The following is a 14,992-nucleotide window of genomic DNA, read 5'->3' as shown; positions in this document are numbered from 1 at the left end:
TTTGGGCGTCGTTTTTCGTTTATGCGGAAGGGGGCTTCAGGGCGCATCTGTGCCGGCGCTGAGAACTCAGCGCAGGGCCTTGGCAATCCTCAAGATTTCCTCCCGCATCTTCTTCCGCCTCCACGGAATGAAGAAGGATTGCAGAGCATCACAAAAAGCTGTCATCTAACTGACGCTACGCAAGTCCTAGCGCATTTACTCTCTATTAATTTGTGTCGGGCGTCTACAACGGTGTGTGCTGCGACTTTGCTTTGGGCGCTCACTCCACCCTCATTCCTGTGACAAGCACAGGGATGAGGAGAACTCCAGCACTCGGCATTCTCAACCCTTTATTGCGAGCGCAACGCCTCGTTCCAGCGCTCGATCAGACGGCTGCGCTTGACCTGGTCCAGATAGACCATCAGGCCGGGGCTGACGGGCACGGGGCGCAATTGTGCGCCGTGGATGGCTTGCATGGTGTTGGCGGTGTTTTCGCCCGCCACTTCCGGGCTGACGGCCGGGATCTGCAATTGCCGGGCCATGATCGTCTGGCCTTCCTTGGACATGAAGAATTCGAGGTAACGGCGGCCGAGTTCGGGATTGGCGGCGGCTTCCGGCACCAGCCCGATGCGCGACATGACCACGGTATAATCCTTGGGCAGCACGATGCCGACATCGGGGTGGCGTGAGGCCCAGTCCGCCGCATAGGAGCCGAGAATGTTGTAGCCCAGCACGAAACGGCCGTCGGAAACGCGCTCCAGAATGGCCGAGGAGGTGGAATAGACCTTCACGCCCGCCGCGCCCATGGCCTTGATGACACTCCATATATCGCCGAACTGCTCCTGATCCCGCGACATGAACAGGAACCCGACACCGGAGCGTTCGATGTCATAGGTGGCGATGCGGCCATGTACCTCCTTGGCGTGGTGCTCGAGATAATTGACGAATTCGGCGCGGGTGGCGGGCGGCTTTTCGGTGGTGAAGCTCGGCTTGTGATACACGAAGACCGCCGGCTCGAAGGTCAGCGCATAGGCGGTGTTGCGCCAGTTGGCCCAGGCGGGCCAGCGGGCGCTCATGGCGAGATCCGAGCGCTGGGCGTAACCGTCATTGCTCAGTTTTACTTGCAGATCCATGGCGGAAGAGAAGGCGAAATCGGCGGTTTTTTTGCCGGCATCGGTTTCCTTGACGATGCGGTCATAGATTTCGCCGGTCAGCATATCCTCGTAATGGACGGCGATATCGGGATTGGCCTTCTGGAAACCTTCGATCATCGGCGTTGCCAGAGGTTCATCCAGAGAGGAATAGACCACCAGCGTTTCGGCATCCGCCTTGCCTGAGGGGGCCGGAAAAACGGCAACCTGCGCAAGCGCGGGTGAAGCCATGCAGAGACAGAGGCAAAGAAGAAGACAGATACGCATGGAAAAGATCATGCCGCAGGCGCTTGCCATTCACAAGCGGTAAGGGCTTGGTTAAACTCGGGAATGCTGCAGGAGGAAGATTTGCGTATTTTGCTGGTCGAGGACAATCAGGTGCTGTCGGAAGGTCTTTCGGCGCTGCTGCGCGGCAGCGGCTATGCGGTGGACGTGGTTTCCGACGGCGCTTCCGCCGATGCGGCGATTGCGGCTGAAAGTTTCGATCTGGTCATTCTCGATCTCAACCTGCCGGAAATGGACGGTATCGAAGTGCTGCGCTCCATGCGTTCGCGCCAGGACAAGGCAGCGGTGTTGATCCTGACGGCGCGCGGCACGCCGGAGGAAAAGGTCAAGGGGCTTGATCTCGGTGCCGACGACTACATGATCAAGCCGTTCGACATTACCGAATTCGAGGCAAGGGTGCGGGTGCTGCTGCGCCGCAATGCTGGCCTGCGCTCCTCGGCGCTGAGTTTTGGCAAGGTGCTGTTCGATCTCACATCACGCACCTTTTCGGCCGATGGGCGTCCGCTTGATATTCCGGCGCGCGAGGTGGCGCTGCTGGAAGTGCTGTTCATGCGGGCCGGCAAGGTGGTTGCCAAGGAGGCGATCGTACAGTCGCTCACCGGCTTCGACGACGATATTTCCGCCAATGCCATCGAGCAATATGTCAGCCGTCTGCGCAAGCGGCTTGCCCCCCACGGGCTGACGGTGAAGACGGCGCGCGGCATCGGTTATTATCTGGAAAAGCTGCCGGAGATGGCTGAATGAGACAGGCCGCCTATTCGCTCAGGCGGCGACTTTTAGGCTGGCTTCTCATTTCCACCGCCATCATCGGCTGCATTGCGCTGACCGATACCTGGCGCGAGGCGGTCAACACCGCCAATGTCGTCTCCGACCGGGTGCTTTCCGGTTCCGCACTTGCCATTGCCGAGCGGGTGGTGGTGGCCGAGGATGGCTCGCTGGAAGTCGACATTCCCTATGTCGCGCTGGAAATGCTGACATCTGCGGCGCAGGACCGGGTGTTTTACCGGGTCGACGGGCCGAACGGGCAATTCCTCACCGGTTACCAGAACCTGCCGACGGTGGAGAACACGAATGGCGATACGCCCGCCTATCGCGATGCGGTGTTTCGCGACGAGCCGATCCGTATTGCCGCTATCAGGCGTTTTGCTTCCACCGGCATCAATTCCGTGCCGTTTTCCGTAACGGTTGCCGAAACCACCATTGCCCGCAGCCGGCTGGCGCAGGCCATCATTCTGCGTTCCGCGCTGCGGCTGCTTTTGATGATTGTGGGGGCGGCGATCATCGTCTGGATCGCGGTGACGATTTCGCTCAGGCCGCTTTACCGGCTCAGCGAAGCCATTGCCGAGCGCAGCCCGAACGACCTGCACCCCATCCGTCAATCCGTGCCGGTGGAGGTGGAAAATCTGGTGGAGACCGTCAATTCCTTCATGGTGCGGCTGCAGTCGGCGCTGGACGCGCTCCGGCATTTCACCGGCAATGCCAGCCACCAGCTGCGCACACCGCTTGCCATCATCAGCACCCAGCTCGCCCTTTCCGCCCGCGCGGGGAGTTTAGAGGAAGCGCAGGCGGCGGCGCTGAAGGGCGGTGCGTCAGTGGCGCATGCCGAACATATCCTCGCCCAGCTTCTGCGCATGGCCAATATCGATGCTGCCGGCTCCAGCGAAAAACACGATTTTTCCGCGATAGATCTCGTGGCCGTTGCGCAGAACGTGACCGCCGATTTCGTGCCGCGTGCGGCCGACGCCGGCATTGATCTTGGTTTCGAAGGCGAGGGTGAGGCGACCATTCTTGCCGAACCGCTCCTGATCGGCGAACTGATCGGCAATCTCGTTTCCAACGCCATCAACTATGCCGGGCGCGGCGCGGAAGTCACCGTGCGCGTCGGCGGGGAGACGGGCACGGTCTGGCTGGAAGTGGAAGATAACGGCCCCGGCATCCCACCGGAAAAACGCGCCATGGTGCGCCAGCGCTTCGCCCGAGGCGAAGCCAACGCCGCCCCCGGCGCCGGCCTCGGCCTTGCGATCATCGAGGAGATCGCCGGGCTGTTCGGCGGGCGGCTGACGCTGGAGGATGGTGCGGGCGGGCGCGGGTTGAGGGCACGGGTGGTGTTTGGTGGGATGAGGTGAGGGGCTTTGTGCCTTCCTGTTTGGCGGGTGCTGCGGCGTTTCAATCCTCGCCCCGGGGGCGACATATTCAGGCGGCCCATCAATTGACCTATGCCCTGTTTAAACCTAGGCCTCTGCGAGAGAGGCCAGCATCTGGATGATGTTGTTGACGACGCCCAGGCGGTTTCAATTCACGCCCCTGCGAATAAGGCGACCATATGCCGAAAAGATCATCGTGGTGCAGTTCAAGTTTCAATCCACGCCTCCGCGAGGGAGGCGACATTGGATCATCCGGAAGGGGCCAGCCGATTTTGTAGTTTCAATCCACGCCTCCGCGAAGGAGGCGACCAGCGCCACAAGCTTGTCAGCCGTGACCGTGCGGGGTTTCAATCCACGCCTCCGCGAAGGAGGCGACTGCCGGAGTCTGAAGCCCCGGAATTGACTGCGGAAAAAATGCGGATTGCGCGAACGGCGACGCGCGAGGGAAGAGCCTGCGGGGCTGGCAGGTCCTGATTACAAAAAATCGCTGCGATTTCAAAGAGCGGCGGCCGGTGCGAACCGGCCGGGGAACCATAGCACGCTTGTGGTTCGCGCCAAATCCCTGATCACGGGCTCTCTGGCTGGTCTCGGGGCTTATCCCATCCGTTCCGAAGCATAACTTCCAGGGCTTGGCGGGAAGACCACGGTGCGGTTGCCGTTGATGAAGGTGCGGTGGTGGATGTGGGCGTGGATGGCGCGGGCCAGCACCTGGCTTTCCACGTCACGGCCGAGCGAGACATAGTCGTCGGCGCTCTGGGCGTGGGTGATGCGCACCGTGTCCTGTTCGATGATCGGGCCTTCGTCGAGATCGGCGGTGACATAGTGCGCCGTTGCGCCGATCAGCTTCACGCCGCGCTCATAGGCCTGCTTGTAGGGGTTGGCACCCTTGAAGGAGGGGAGGAATGAGTGGTGGATGTTGATGATTTTGCCCGACATCTTGCGGCACAGGTCATCGGAGAGAACCTGCATGTAACGGGCCAGCACGACGAGCTCCGTGCCGCTGGTCTCGATCAGGTCCATCAGCTGGGCTTCGGCCTTCGGCTTGTTCTCCTTCGTCACCTTGATGTGGTGGAAGGGGATGTCGTGGTTGACGACCACTTTCTGATAATCGAAATGGTTGGAGACGACACCGACGATGTCGATCGGCAGCGCGCCGATCTTCCAGCGATAGAGCAGGTCGTTGAGGCAATGGCCGAAACGCGACACCATCAGCATCGTTTTCATGCGCTGGCCATCCGGGTAGATATCAGCCTCCATGCCGAATTTTTTCGCCACCGGCTGAAAGCCCTCGGTGATGGCCTCAAGTGAAGCGCCTTCCTCCGAAATAAAGGAGACGCGCATGAAGAACTTGCCGGTTTCCAGATCGTCGAACTGCGAACTGTCGACGATGTTGCAGCCTTTTTCCGCCAGATAACCGGAAATCGCGGCGACGATGCCGCGGGTCGATTTGCAGGCTACTGTCAGAACATAGGATGTCATGCGTTTTCCCTCAGAGGCTTCGCGCCGGGATGAACCGGCGCAGTTCGGCGCGTTCCATAGCGCAGCTTGGCGGCAGAGCAAAGCGCCAAGACGAACGCAGCCAAAGTCATAAAACGGGAAAGGCACCCGCGCCGTGCCGGAAGCGACATGGAATGTTCCACGGCCAGCACGGCGGCGGCAGGCGTTGCAGCGGGGTCGCTACCGGCCTCAGGCGCGGCGCAGGCGCATGGCCGTTCGGCCACGGCCGTCGATCAGTTCCAGCGTGCCTCGGCGCGGCTCCAGCCTGAAGGAGCGCGCGCCCTCCAGCGCATCGATGAACTGCCGTTCCTGGCGCATGATATCGGGAGCGCAGGCCATCTGGGTGGAAATCATCCGGCCGAAATCGACGCGGTTGCGGCTGATTTTCACTTCGCCGCCGATGCCGTTGCAGCCGGCATTGCCTGACACGCGGCCCTCGCGGGAAATTTCCAGCGTTGCCTGGCGGCGGCCGCGAACCCGCTCACCTCTGATGTCCTGCACCAGCCAGCGCCCGTCAATGCCGGCTTCCGGTTCCGGCCTGCCCGGACTTGCGTCCACACGCTCCAGCACGAGGTCGGTATCGTCGCGGCGGCCGGTCAGCACCGAATAACGCCGCGTGGTGGTGAAGAGCAGCCGGTCGCGGTCGTGGATTTCAGCGCGCAGCGCATAGGAAAGGTGGCCACGAATGTCGCGGTCGTCATAACGCAGCACAAAGGGCACGGGCACCTGGCCGCGCGGGCGAATTGTGGTTTCGGCAATCGTCTGCGACGGCGCATCCGCCCGCGAAACATCGATCAGGCGCACTGTCACGGTTGCGCCCGGCGGCAGGGCGATGCGTTCACGATAGGAGACGCTGCCGCGCAGGCTTGCCGGTGCGGCCGCCGCGCCGCCTGCCGCAAAAAGCGGGGCGAGCGCAACAAGCCCGGCGAAACTGCGGCGCGAAAGAAGAGGCTGGCGATCATTCATGGTGCTTGCTCCGTGCGGTTTCCGTTCGAATTTCAACGGATGATAGAAAACGGCACTGAACGGGCGATGAACCGATGGATGTTCCCCCGAATGCTCGAGGAGAGGTTCGGGGTGGGTGATGGCGTGTGCGGTTGCGAGAGCCGAGGCATCTCCACCCTCATTCCTGTGCTTGTTACAGGAGCCCAGCCCCCGCGCGTCCACGCGGCAGAGGAGTCTTTTCAGCCCAAGGACTTGGGCTGACTAGATTCCTGTGACAAGCACAGGAATGAGGGCTAGGAGAGGTCGCCGCAGCCACGGAAAGCAATTCCTCGGGCTGCAGCCTCCGGCTCACCTCAGCCGCGGAAACCGTCCCGCAATGCTTCGAACCTCGCCAGTTGCTCGGCGCGCAGTTCCTTGTTTTCGTCGCGGCGGACGAAAATCTTGAACATGGCGCCGCCGGCGGCATTCATGAACCAGACGGAACAGGAGCGGCGGCCGTGAAACCCGCGGTCGACGAAGGTGATGCCGGCGCAATTGTCCTTCTTGATGTGACCGCCGATCGGGCTGTCGCCATGGATGTTGAACCAGCCGTGGCTTTCCGTGCCTTCCGGCAGGTGGCCGGGCACTTCCAGCACGATATCGCCAGTCTGGACGATCATGAGGACTTCGCCCCAGCCGCGCATCTCGTTCCAGATCGCGTCGAAACGGTCGGCGGCAGCGGAAACGGCGGCACCTTGCGGCAGGATCGCCAGAATTTCGGCGGGCGTCACCTCGGCCTTGGCGGCGATGGCTTCGACGATACCGTCGGGCTTTTCGGCAAGGGCGGCGGCGGCGCGGGCCTGCCGGTCATCGGTCTTTTGGGCTGCGATGCTCATCGGTGGCCTCAGGCGGCAATCGAACGGCGTTCGCCATTCTTGTCTTCGTGAATGATGACGTCGAAGCCTTCGAAATGCGGGCCGGAAAGATATTCGACCTTGCCGCGGTTTTCGCCGGCCCTGGCGTGGGCGGCGCGGAACTGTTCGGATTTCGTCCAGGCAAGGAAATCGTCCTTGGTGGCCCATACGGTGTGCGAGGCATAAAGCGTGTGGTCGTCCGCCTTCGGGCCTTTCAGCATGTGGAATTCGATGTAGCCCGGCAATTCGCTGAGGTGCGACTTGCGCTCGCGCCAGATGGATTCGAAGGTTTCCTCGTAACCCGGCACGACACGAAATCGGTTCATTGCGATAAACATGAAAGTCTCCCTTTAAGTTTCCTGTTTCAGTCAGGATATCTAGCTCGGTTCGGGTTGGGAAGAGGCTCACGATAAAGCGAACAAATTTACTCCACTTATCGATTGCGCGGCTCATAAACATGTGCAAAGAACTCAAGTTAAATGGCGCGGGCAAACCCGCGCCCGCCCGTGTGCCTTTGTGTTTCAGGATCGCGCCATGTTGAATTTTCGCCTTCGTTCGCTTGTTTTCGCCGCCCTCGTGCCTGCCGCAATCGCCTTTGCGGCGCCGGCTGCCATGGCTTCGGACAAGGGCAATCCGGAAGCGAAACGTATTGTCGCGGTGGGTGGAACGGTGACGGAAATCCTTTATGCGCTGGGTGCGCAGGACCGTGTCGTGGCGCGTGACAGCACCAGCAGCTATCCGGCCGACGCACTGGCCAAGCCGGATATCGGCTATATGCGGGCGCTGTCGTCGGAGGGTATCCTGTCGCAGAAGCCCGATCTTATCCTCTCCGAAGACGGTTCCGGCCCGGCCGATGTCATCGCCATCCTGAAGGCGAGCGCCGTGCCTTTCGTCACCGTCGATACGCCGCCGCGCGGCGACGCCATACCGAAGAAGATCGAGGATATCGGCGCGGCCGTCGGTCTTTCCGACAAGGCGAAGACGCTGGCCGCGGACACAAGGGCCGGGCTCGATGCGCTGGCGAGAGATGTTTCGGCCGTACCGGAAAAGGGCCGGAAGCGTATTCTCTTCGTGCTCTCCAGCGCCGGTGGCCGCATCATGGCGGCGGGCAAGGATACGGAAGCTGCGGCGATCATCGAAATGGCCGGCGGCATCAACGCGGCTGAGGAGATCAGCGGTTACAAGCCGCTGACGGATGAGGCCGTCATCGCCGCAGCACCCGATGTGGTGCTGACCATGGCGCGCGGCGACCATGCCGCCAAGGCCGCCGAGCTTTTTGCGCTTCCTGCCTTCCAGTCCACACCGGCCGCCGCTGAAAAGGCACTGATCAGCATGGACGGGCTTTATCTCATCGGCTTTGGTCCCCGCACGCCGGCCGCCGGTCGCGAACTGGCAAACAAGCTGTACCCTGACGTGGTGAAGCCGTGAGCCTTGCCGCCTTGAGTTCCGCCGAAGGCGCCGTTCCGGGCGACAGGTCGCGGCAGGCGGTCATCACGCTTGTCGTGCTCGTCGGCATCCTGCTGTTTGCCTGTGGCGTGTCGCTTGTCAGCGGCCCCACGGGCGTCGGCATTTCCGAACTCTTCGCTTATCTTACCGGTGGCGCGGCCGGGCTCGATGCCCGTGACAGGATCATTCTCGAAGCCGTGCGCCTGCCACGCACCGCGCTTGGCATGCTGATCGGTGCGGCGCTTGGCGTCTCCGGCGCGATGATGCAGGGCCTGTTCCGCAATCCGCTTGCCGACCCCGGCATTGTTGGTGTCACCTCGGGTGCCGCCCTGTTCGCGGTTGCGGCCATTTCCCTCGGGGAAGGCGCGCTTGCCACGGTTGCGGTGTTCTTCGGCCCGCATTTCCTGCCGCTGATGGCGTTTTTTGGCGGGCTCCTGAATACCTGGGTGCTTTATCTGATCGCCACGAAGGATGGCGCCACCTCCACCACCACGCTCATTCTGGCGGGTATCGCGGTTGCGGCAATCAGCGGCGCGCTGACCGGCCTGATGATCTTCGTGGCCGATGACCGGGCATTGCGCGACATCACCTTCTGGTCGCTCGGTTCGCTGGGCGGGGCAACACCCGCCAAGGTGCTGGCCACCTTGCCCTTCATCATCGTCGTGCTGGCCATCATTCCCTTCGTCGCACGCGGGCTGGACGCGCTGATCCTTGGCGATGCGGCGGCTTTCCACATGGGCATTCCGGTGCAGCGGCTGAAGCGGGTCGTCATCCTGGCCGTTGCCGCCGCCTGTGGGGCAAGTGTCGCGGCGGCCGGTTCCATCGGTTTTGTCGGCATCGTCGTGCCGCATCTCCTGCGCCTCGCCATCGGTCCGTCGCATCGCTTCCTGCTGCCGGCCTCGGCGCTAGGCGGCGCCGCGCTTCTGCTTCTGGCCGACAGTTTCGCCCGCACGGTGGCGGCTCCGGCGGAACTGCCGATCGGCGTGGTTACGGCACTCATCGGCGCGCCGGTCTTCCTGTTCCTGCTGCTGGGCCGCGGCGGCTTTTCCATGCGGAATGCGTCATGATCCGGGCCGAAAACCTCACCCTCATCCGTTCCGGTCGCCGCCTGCTGGACGAGGTCAGCGTCGATCTGAAGCCGGGCAGGGTCAATGTCATCATCGGCCCGAACGGTGCCGGCAAGTCCACGCTGATGAAGGTTCTGTCGGGCGAAATGCGCGCCGAGGGCGGCTCAGTGACCTATAATGATGCGGCCCTAGCGCAGTTCACGCCGGTGCAGCTTGCCCGTCTGCGCGCCGTGCTGCCGCAGAGTACCCAGCTTGCGTTTCCCTTTACCGCGCTTGAAATCGTGCGCATGGGGGCGGTCGCGCAGGGGGCACGCGCGCCGGAAGAACAGGCCCGCCGGGCGCTTGCCAAGGCCGGCCTGCGTGGTTTCGAGCAGCGGTCCTATAACATGCTGTCGGGCGGCGAGCAGCAGCGGGTGCAGTTTGCCCGGGCGCTGGCGCAGGTGCCCTTTCCGGTGGAAAACGGCCAGGCACGGGCGCTCTTCCTCGACGAGCCGACGGCCAGCCTCGATATCGGCCACCAGATCTCCGTGCTTGAAACGGCGCGCGATTTTGCGAGCGGCGGCGGGCTGGTGCTTGCCATCCTGCACGATCTCAACCTTGCGGCGGAATTTGCCGATCAACTGATCGTCATGCATGGCGGCCGGGTGACGGCGAGCGGGCCATCGCTGGAAACGATCAGCGACGAGACGATCGCGCGGGTCTATGGCATTGGCGGCGTCGTCGGCCGGTTGCCGGCGCGGCACATTCCTTATGTGTTGCCGCAGTCGCGGCATCGTTAGGAGCGCGCTCAGCTTTCCGGGCGGGTGGCGATGAACAGCGCGGAACAGAGCATGACGGCACCGACGATGGCCGCGCGCAGAAGCGGCGGGTCGCTCAGGAACCAGAACGCGGCGTAACTCACCATCATGGCCGACAAGGCCGCGATCTTGGCCTTGCGGGCGATTGCGCCGCGTTCGCGCCATTGCCGAAGCGACGGGCCGAACCTGGGATGGGCCAGAAGCCATGCCTCGAGCTTCGGCGAAGAGCGGGAGAAACACCAGAGCGCCAGAAGCAGAAAGGGCGTGGTGGGCAAAACGGGAAGAAACGCGCCGACAATGCCGGTCGCGACCATAAGCCAGCCAAGACAGAGGTAAACAAGGCGCATGGATATGCCGGTATCATGACTTATCCACTCAGGATAGAGCGGGGCCGTGAAAACCGTGCCCCTTGTTGCCGCAGGCCCATGCCGCACCGACAAAACCGGAGGGCTTCGCCATCACATTTGCCGTGATCGGAGCGTTACGTTTCGTCGCAAGGCGCCTTTAGGGTTGAAAGCGCGGCGCACTGTCTTTATCCCCTTGGGCCGCGATGTCCGGAGCATAACCGGACCGTCAACAGGAAGAAGAAGGAAAACACCATGGCCAAGCTGATCCACTCGATGGTCCGGGTGCTGGACGAAAAGCGTTCGGTGGAATTTTACACGCAGGCTTTCGGGCTTGAGGTTGCGGAACGCGCCGAGTTCGAGAATTTCACGCTGATCTATCTCAGCAGTGCCGAGGGCGATTTCGAGCTGGAACTGACCGTCAACAAGGGTCGTGAAGTGCCCTATGCGCTGGGGGACGGTTATGGTCATCTTGCCGTCAGTGTTGCCGATGTGGATGGCGAACACCAGCGTTTCACCGAGATCGGTCTTTCTCCCGGCAAGATCATTGAAGCCGATTACAAGGGCCAGCCTTTCGCAAAATACTTTTTCATCTGCGATCCCGATGGTTACAAGATCGAAGTGCTGCAGCGCGGCAACCGGTTCAAATAAGCACCATCATGGGAGAGACGGGCATGGCAGAGGCAGGCGTCAAACTCGAAGACAGCTGGAAACGCGTTCTTTCCAGCGAATTCGCCAGTCCCTACATGCAGAAGCTCAAGGATTTCCTGCTTGCCGAGAAAACCGCCGGCAAGCGCATCTTTCCCAGGGGACCTGAATATTTCCGGGCGCTGGATCTGACGCCGCTGGATGAGGTCAAGGTCGTCATTCTGGGGCAGGACCCCTATCATGGGCTTGGCCAGGCGCATGGGCTGTGCTTTTCGGTGCGGCCCGGCGTGCGCATTCCGCCGTCACTCGTCAATATCTACAAGGAACTGCAGGCTGATCTGGGCATTCGTCCGGTCAATCACGGTTTTCTGGAAAGCTGGGCGAAACAGGGCGTGCTGCTTCTCAACAGCGTGCTGACGGTGGAAGAATCGCGCGCCGCCTCACATCAGGGGCAGGGCTGGGAAAGGTTCACCGACGCCGTCATCCGCGCCGTCAATGACGAATGCGATCATGTGGTGTTCCTGCTCTGGGGTTCCTACGCCCAGAAGAAGGCGGCCTTCGTGGATCAGAAGAAACATCTGGTGCTGCGCTCGCCGCATCCTTCGCCGCTGTCTGCCCATAACGGCTTTTTCGGCAATGGCCATTTTTCCAAGGCAAATGCCTTTCTCGTCTCCCACGGGCGCCCGCCAATCGACTGGCAATTGCCTGATGTGGCGGAAAGCGATAAAAACCTTCTCTAGACACTCATAAATACCTTTACGCTTTGCCGGTCTCGGGATTAAAGATAACCGGACTATAAAGTGAAGGATTATGCCCGTGTCTCTCCTGTCTGCAGAAACCTCCGTTCCGCTGCCCGATCCGCTGTCGATCGTCGATGCCTTCGAGGATCATTTTTCCGAGCATATGGAGATGGAGCGGGAAGGCCCGACGGTGCGCTTCAAGACGGAATACGGCCATGGCAGCTTCAGCGCCGAAGGCGGCCGGTTCGCAGCCCGGGTCAGCTGCATTTCCGAACATATATTGATGTCGGTCAAGGCCATGGTGGCCGAGCATATTGTCGAGTTTTCCGGTGAGACCGGGCTGGATTTCCGCTGGAGCGGCCATGGGGCCTACCAGCGCGAATTGCCCAATCTCTTCGTCGGCAAGGTTGCCCGCGCCTATAACCTCACGCCGCATATGCGCCGGCTTGTGGTGTCGGTCGAAAGCGGCATCGAAAGGCTGGTAACGGGCGGCATGCATGTGCGCCTGCTGCTGGTGCCGGATCAGGCCCGCGCGCCGGTCTGGCCCTATCTCGCGTCCACCGGGGCCATCGTCTGGCCGGCGGGTGACGATCTTCTGATGCGGCGTGTCTATACCATCCGTTCCGGCGATATCGGTCGCGGCGAGGTGGATATCGACTTCGTCATGCATGAGGGTGAAGATATGCCGGGCGCCACCTTCGGCGCGACGGCGAAGCCAGGCGATGTTCTCGGCATCATCGGCCCGAGCGGCACCTGCCCGGAGGCGGATCGCTACGTCTTTGCCGGTGACGAAACCGCGCTGCCGGTGATGCTGCGCATGGCGGCCGAAATGCCGGCTGGCAAGAAGCTCCACGTCTATGCCGAGATCGACAACGAGGCCGAGCGGCAGGAGATCGTCTGCGCGGCCGATGTTGAGTGGACATGGCTTTATCGCCGCGGCAAGCCCGCCGGGACCTCCGGCCTCATTGAAAAGGCGCTGCGCGATCACACCTGGAGTGCGGATCATGACGGCCTGCATGTCTTTGTCGCCTGCGAGAAATCCGAGGCACGGGCGGCAAAATCCTTCCTGACCGATGAGATCGCTTTCCCGAAGGCGGCGCTGCGCGCTGTCGGTTACTGGACGATGGGCGCTGCGGACGATCATTGATGCCGCCTTTCGCGGCTGATTGAACAGTCGATTTTATTGTTCACCGATCGGGAACAATCCGTTCCCGTTGCCCACTCTATGCCGGAGGCGGCTCTTACCCCATCTTTACGCCATGAACACGACAGGCCCGATTGCGAGGCCTGCCAGGCGAAAAGGGGTTTAATCATGCTCAACCAGATCAAGGGCCTGCACCACGTCACCTCGATGGCGGCCAGCGCGCGCCAGAACAACGGATTTTTCACCGACACGCTCGGCCTGCGCCGGGTGAAGAAAACCGTCAATTTCGACGCGCCCGACGTCTATCATCTCTATTATGGCGATGAGGTCGGCACGCCCGGCTCCGTCATGACCTATTTCCCGTTCCCGCATATCGCCCGTGGCCGTCCTGGCACCGGCGAGGTGGGCGCGACGCTGTTTTCCGTTCCAGAAGGATCGCTCGGCTACTGGCAGGAGCGTCTTTCGAAAGCCGGCGTGGACGGCCTGAAGGCCGATGAGGCCTTCGGCAACAAGCGCCTGCATTTTGCCGGACCTGACGGAGACGGTTTTGCGCTGGTCGAGGTCAGGGACGACAACCGCGCGCAGTGGACCGGCAACGGCGTCGGCGAGGATCAGGCCATCCGTGGCTTTCAGGGTGCGTCGCTGCGACTTCGCGATGAAGGTGCCACCGCCGAGCTTTTGAAATTCATGGGCTATGAGGAAGTGGATCGTCAGGACGGCGTGCTGCGCCTCGGTATTCCCGGCGGCAACGGTGCCGACTTCATCGACATCGAAACCATGCCGAATATCTCCGGCGCCCGGCTGGGTGCAGGCTCCGTGCACCACATCGCCTTTGCGGTCGACAACCGCCAAAAGCAGCTTGAGGTGCGCAAGGCGCTGATGGATACCGGTTATCAGGTGACGCCGGTGATCGACCGCGATTATTTCTGGGCGATCTATTTCCGCACGCCGGGCGGCGTGCTGTTCGAAGTCGCCACCAACGAGCCCGGTTTCGACCGTGACGAGGACACCGCCCATCTCGGCGAGGCACTGAAACTGCCGAGCCAGCATGCGCATCTGCGCCCCATGCTGGAAAAGCAGCTGGAGCCGCTGGGAGACGAGAAGGCGGTTTAACCTCTCGATAGCGTTTGGCAGGACATTGCCTCGTATTTCTTCTCCCCGTTCGGGGAGAAGAAACCAGCGGAAGCCCCTCGCTCCACGTGAGATTTTCGCGCTTGACTGAGAGGCCGCGCGGATGCCGTTGAACCTCTTCCTTCCAGAAAGGATTCTCCCATGACCAGCGACAGCTATTTCCACAAATCCCGCGCCGGTGCTGCCGGTGCTCCGCTTTTCGTTTTGCTGCACGGCACGGGCGGTGATGAGAACCAGTTTTTCGATTTCGGTTCCCGCCTGCTGCCTGAGGCCACCATTCTCTCACCCGTCGGCGATGTTTCCGAACACGGTGCGGCGCGGTTTTTCCGGCGCACGGGAGAGGGCGTCTACGACATGGCCGACCTTCAACGGGCGACCGGTAAGATGGCCGATTTCGTCAGGGCGAACCGGGAGCATTATCAGGCCGGTCCGGTCATCGGCCTCGGCTTTTCCAATGGTGCGAATATTCTCGCCAATGTGCTGATCGAAGAACCCGGGCTTTTCGATGCGGCGGTGCTGATGCATCCGCTCATCCCGTTCGAACCGAAGATTTCCCCCGCCAAGGCCTCGCGCCGGGTGCTGATCACGGCTGGCGAGCGCGATCCGATCTGCCCGGTGCCGCTGACGAAGGCGCTGGGAGAGAGCCTCAAGGCGCAGGGCGGCACGGTGGAAACCGTGTGGCACCCGGGCGGGCATGAAATCCGCTCCGGCGAGATCGATGCGGTCAGGGGTTTTCTGGCGGCTTATAACGCTTAGCTGGATGTCTGCGCTATGCCGGCTT

General features: G+C 61.9%; 16 protein-coding genes. 10 read left to right on the top strand and 6 right to left on the bottom strand.

The window, feature by feature from the left end:
• Window positions 1-329: 329 nt before the first annotated feature.
• On the bottom strand, window positions 330-1,397 hold the full coding sequence (locus N434_RS04580) for an ABC transporter substrate-binding protein (protein ID WP_065116048.1): 1,068 nt from the start codon (window positions 1,395-1,397) through the stop codon (window positions 330-332).
• An 81-nt stretch (window positions 1,398-1,478) separates the two neighbouring features.
• Here N434_RS04580 and N434_RS04575 point away from each other — a divergent pair, with 81 nt between their 5' ends.
• Together N434_RS04575 and N434_RS04570 are read left to right on the top strand one after the other, a co-directional pair.
• Window positions 1,479-2,159: a response regulator gene (locus N434_RS04575; RefSeq protein WP_010972345.1), complete on the top strand. Its 681-nt coding sequence runs from the start codon at window positions 1,479-1,481 to the stop codon at window positions 2,157-2,159.
• Window positions 2,156-3,541, top strand: coding sequence for a sensor histidine kinase (locus tag N434_RS04570; protein WP_110756318.1), 1,386 nt, complete (start codon window positions 2,156-2,158; stop codon window positions 3,539-3,541). Before N434_RS04575 ends, N434_RS04570 begins: the two co-directional genes overlap by 4 nt.
• Window positions 3,542-4,153: 612 nt before the next feature.
• Here N434_RS04570 and purU read toward each other — a convergent pair.
• From purU to hmuQ, 4 genes are all read right to left on the bottom strand, one after another.
• Complete coding sequence (gene purU, locus N434_RS04565) at window positions 4,154-5,038, bottom strand: formyltetrahydrofolate deformylase (RefSeq protein WP_110756317.1); 885 nt, start codon at window positions 5,036-5,038, stop codon at window positions 4,154-4,156.
• A gap of 207 nt (window positions 5,039-5,245) precedes the next feature.
• A complete protein-coding gene (locus N434_RS04555) occupies window positions 5,246-6,022 on the bottom strand; it encodes a YbaY family lipoprotein (protein ID WP_110756315.1) in 777 nt (258 codons plus the stop codon).
• 332 nt (window positions 6,023-6,354) lie between these two features.
• A complete protein-coding gene (hutX, locus tag N434_RS04545) occupies window positions 6,355-6,876 on the bottom strand; it encodes a heme utilization cystosolic carrier protein HutX (protein ID WP_110756312.1) in 522 nt (173 codons plus the stop codon).
• An 8-nt stretch (window positions 6,877-6,884) separates the two neighbouring features.
• Window positions 6,885-7,232 carry a heme-degrading protein HmuQ gene (hmuQ, locus tag N434_RS04540; protein WP_065114087.1) on the bottom strand — a complete coding sequence of 116 codons (348 nt, stop codon included), beginning with the start codon at window positions 7,230-7,232 and terminating at the stop codon, window positions 6,885-6,887.
• A 196-nt stretch (window positions 7,233-7,428) separates the two neighbouring features.
• On the opposite strand from hmuQ, the gene N434_RS04535 reads away from it, so the two are divergent.
• From N434_RS04535 to N434_RS04525, 3 genes are read left to right on the top strand one after another with little or no spacing between them, the layout of a single operon-like run.
• A complete protein-coding gene (locus N434_RS04535) occupies window positions 7,429-8,322 on the top strand; it encodes a heme/hemin ABC transporter substrate-binding protein (protein WP_110756310.1) in 894 nt (297 codons plus the stop codon).
• Complete coding sequence (locus N434_RS04530; RefSeq protein WP_065114086.1) at window positions 8,319-9,407, top strand: FecCD family ABC transporter permease; 1,089 nt, start codon at window positions 8,319-8,321, stop codon at window positions 9,405-9,407. Before N434_RS04535 ends, N434_RS04530 begins: the two co-directional genes overlap by 4 nt.
• Window positions 9,404-10,186, top strand: coding sequence for a heme ABC transporter ATP-binding protein (locus N434_RS04525; RefSeq protein WP_065114085.1), 783 nt, complete (start codon window positions 9,404-9,406; stop codon window positions 10,184-10,186). The genes N434_RS04530 and N434_RS04525 overlap by 4 nt, the downstream gene beginning before the upstream one ends.
• Window positions 10,187-10,194: 8 nt before the next feature.
• On the opposite strand, the gene N434_RS04520 is transcribed toward N434_RS04525, so the two are convergent.
• Complete coding sequence (locus N434_RS04520) at window positions 10,195-10,551, bottom strand: YbaN family protein (protein ID WP_065114084.1); 357 nt, start codon at window positions 10,549-10,551, stop codon at window positions 10,195-10,197.
• Window positions 10,552-10,803: 252 nt separating this feature from the next.
• Here N434_RS04520 and N434_RS04515 point away from each other — a divergent pair, with 252 nt between their 5' ends.
• The 5 genes from N434_RS04515 (at window position 10,804) to N434_RS04495 (ending at window position 14,967) form a co-directional block, all read left to right on the top strand.
• A complete protein-coding gene (locus tag N434_RS04515; RefSeq protein ID WP_065114083.1) occupies window positions 10,804-11,199 on the top strand; it encodes a VOC family protein in 396 nt (131 codons plus the stop codon).
• A gap of 23 nt (window positions 11,200-11,222) precedes the next feature.
• Window positions 11,223-11,936 (top strand): uracil-DNA glycosylase, encoded by a 714-nt coding sequence (ung, locus tag N434_RS04510; protein ID WP_065114082.1) that lies wholly within the window; start codon window positions 11,223-11,225, stop codon window positions 11,934-11,936.
• Between the two features lie 70 nt (window positions 11,937-12,006).
• Window positions 12,007-13,083: a DUF2218 domain-containing protein gene (locus N434_RS04505; protein WP_110756308.1), complete on the top strand. Its 1,077-nt coding sequence runs from the start codon at window positions 12,007-12,009 to the stop codon at window positions 13,081-13,083.
• Window positions 13,084-13,248: 165 nt separating this feature from the next.
• Window positions 13,249-14,193 carry a VOC family protein gene (locus tag N434_RS04500; protein WP_110756306.1) on the top strand — a complete coding sequence of 315 codons (945 nt, stop codon included), beginning with the start codon at window positions 13,249-13,251 and terminating at the stop codon, window positions 14,191-14,193.
• A gap of 159 nt (window positions 14,194-14,352) precedes the next feature.
• Window positions 14,353-14,967 (top strand): alpha/beta hydrolase, encoded by a 615-nt coding sequence (locus N434_RS04495; RefSeq protein WP_110756304.1) that lies wholly within the window; start codon window positions 14,353-14,355, stop codon window positions 14,965-14,967.
• The last annotated feature ends 25 nt before the right edge of the window (window positions 14,968-14,992 follow it).

It is taken from the genome of Rhizobium sp. UGM030330-04, assembly GCF_003208455.1.
Lineage (GTDB): Bacteria > Pseudomonadota > Alphaproteobacteria > Rhizobiales > Rhizobiaceae > Agrobacterium > Agrobacterium rhizogenes_A.
This window is presented reverse-complemented; position numbering and strand designations above follow the sequence as displayed.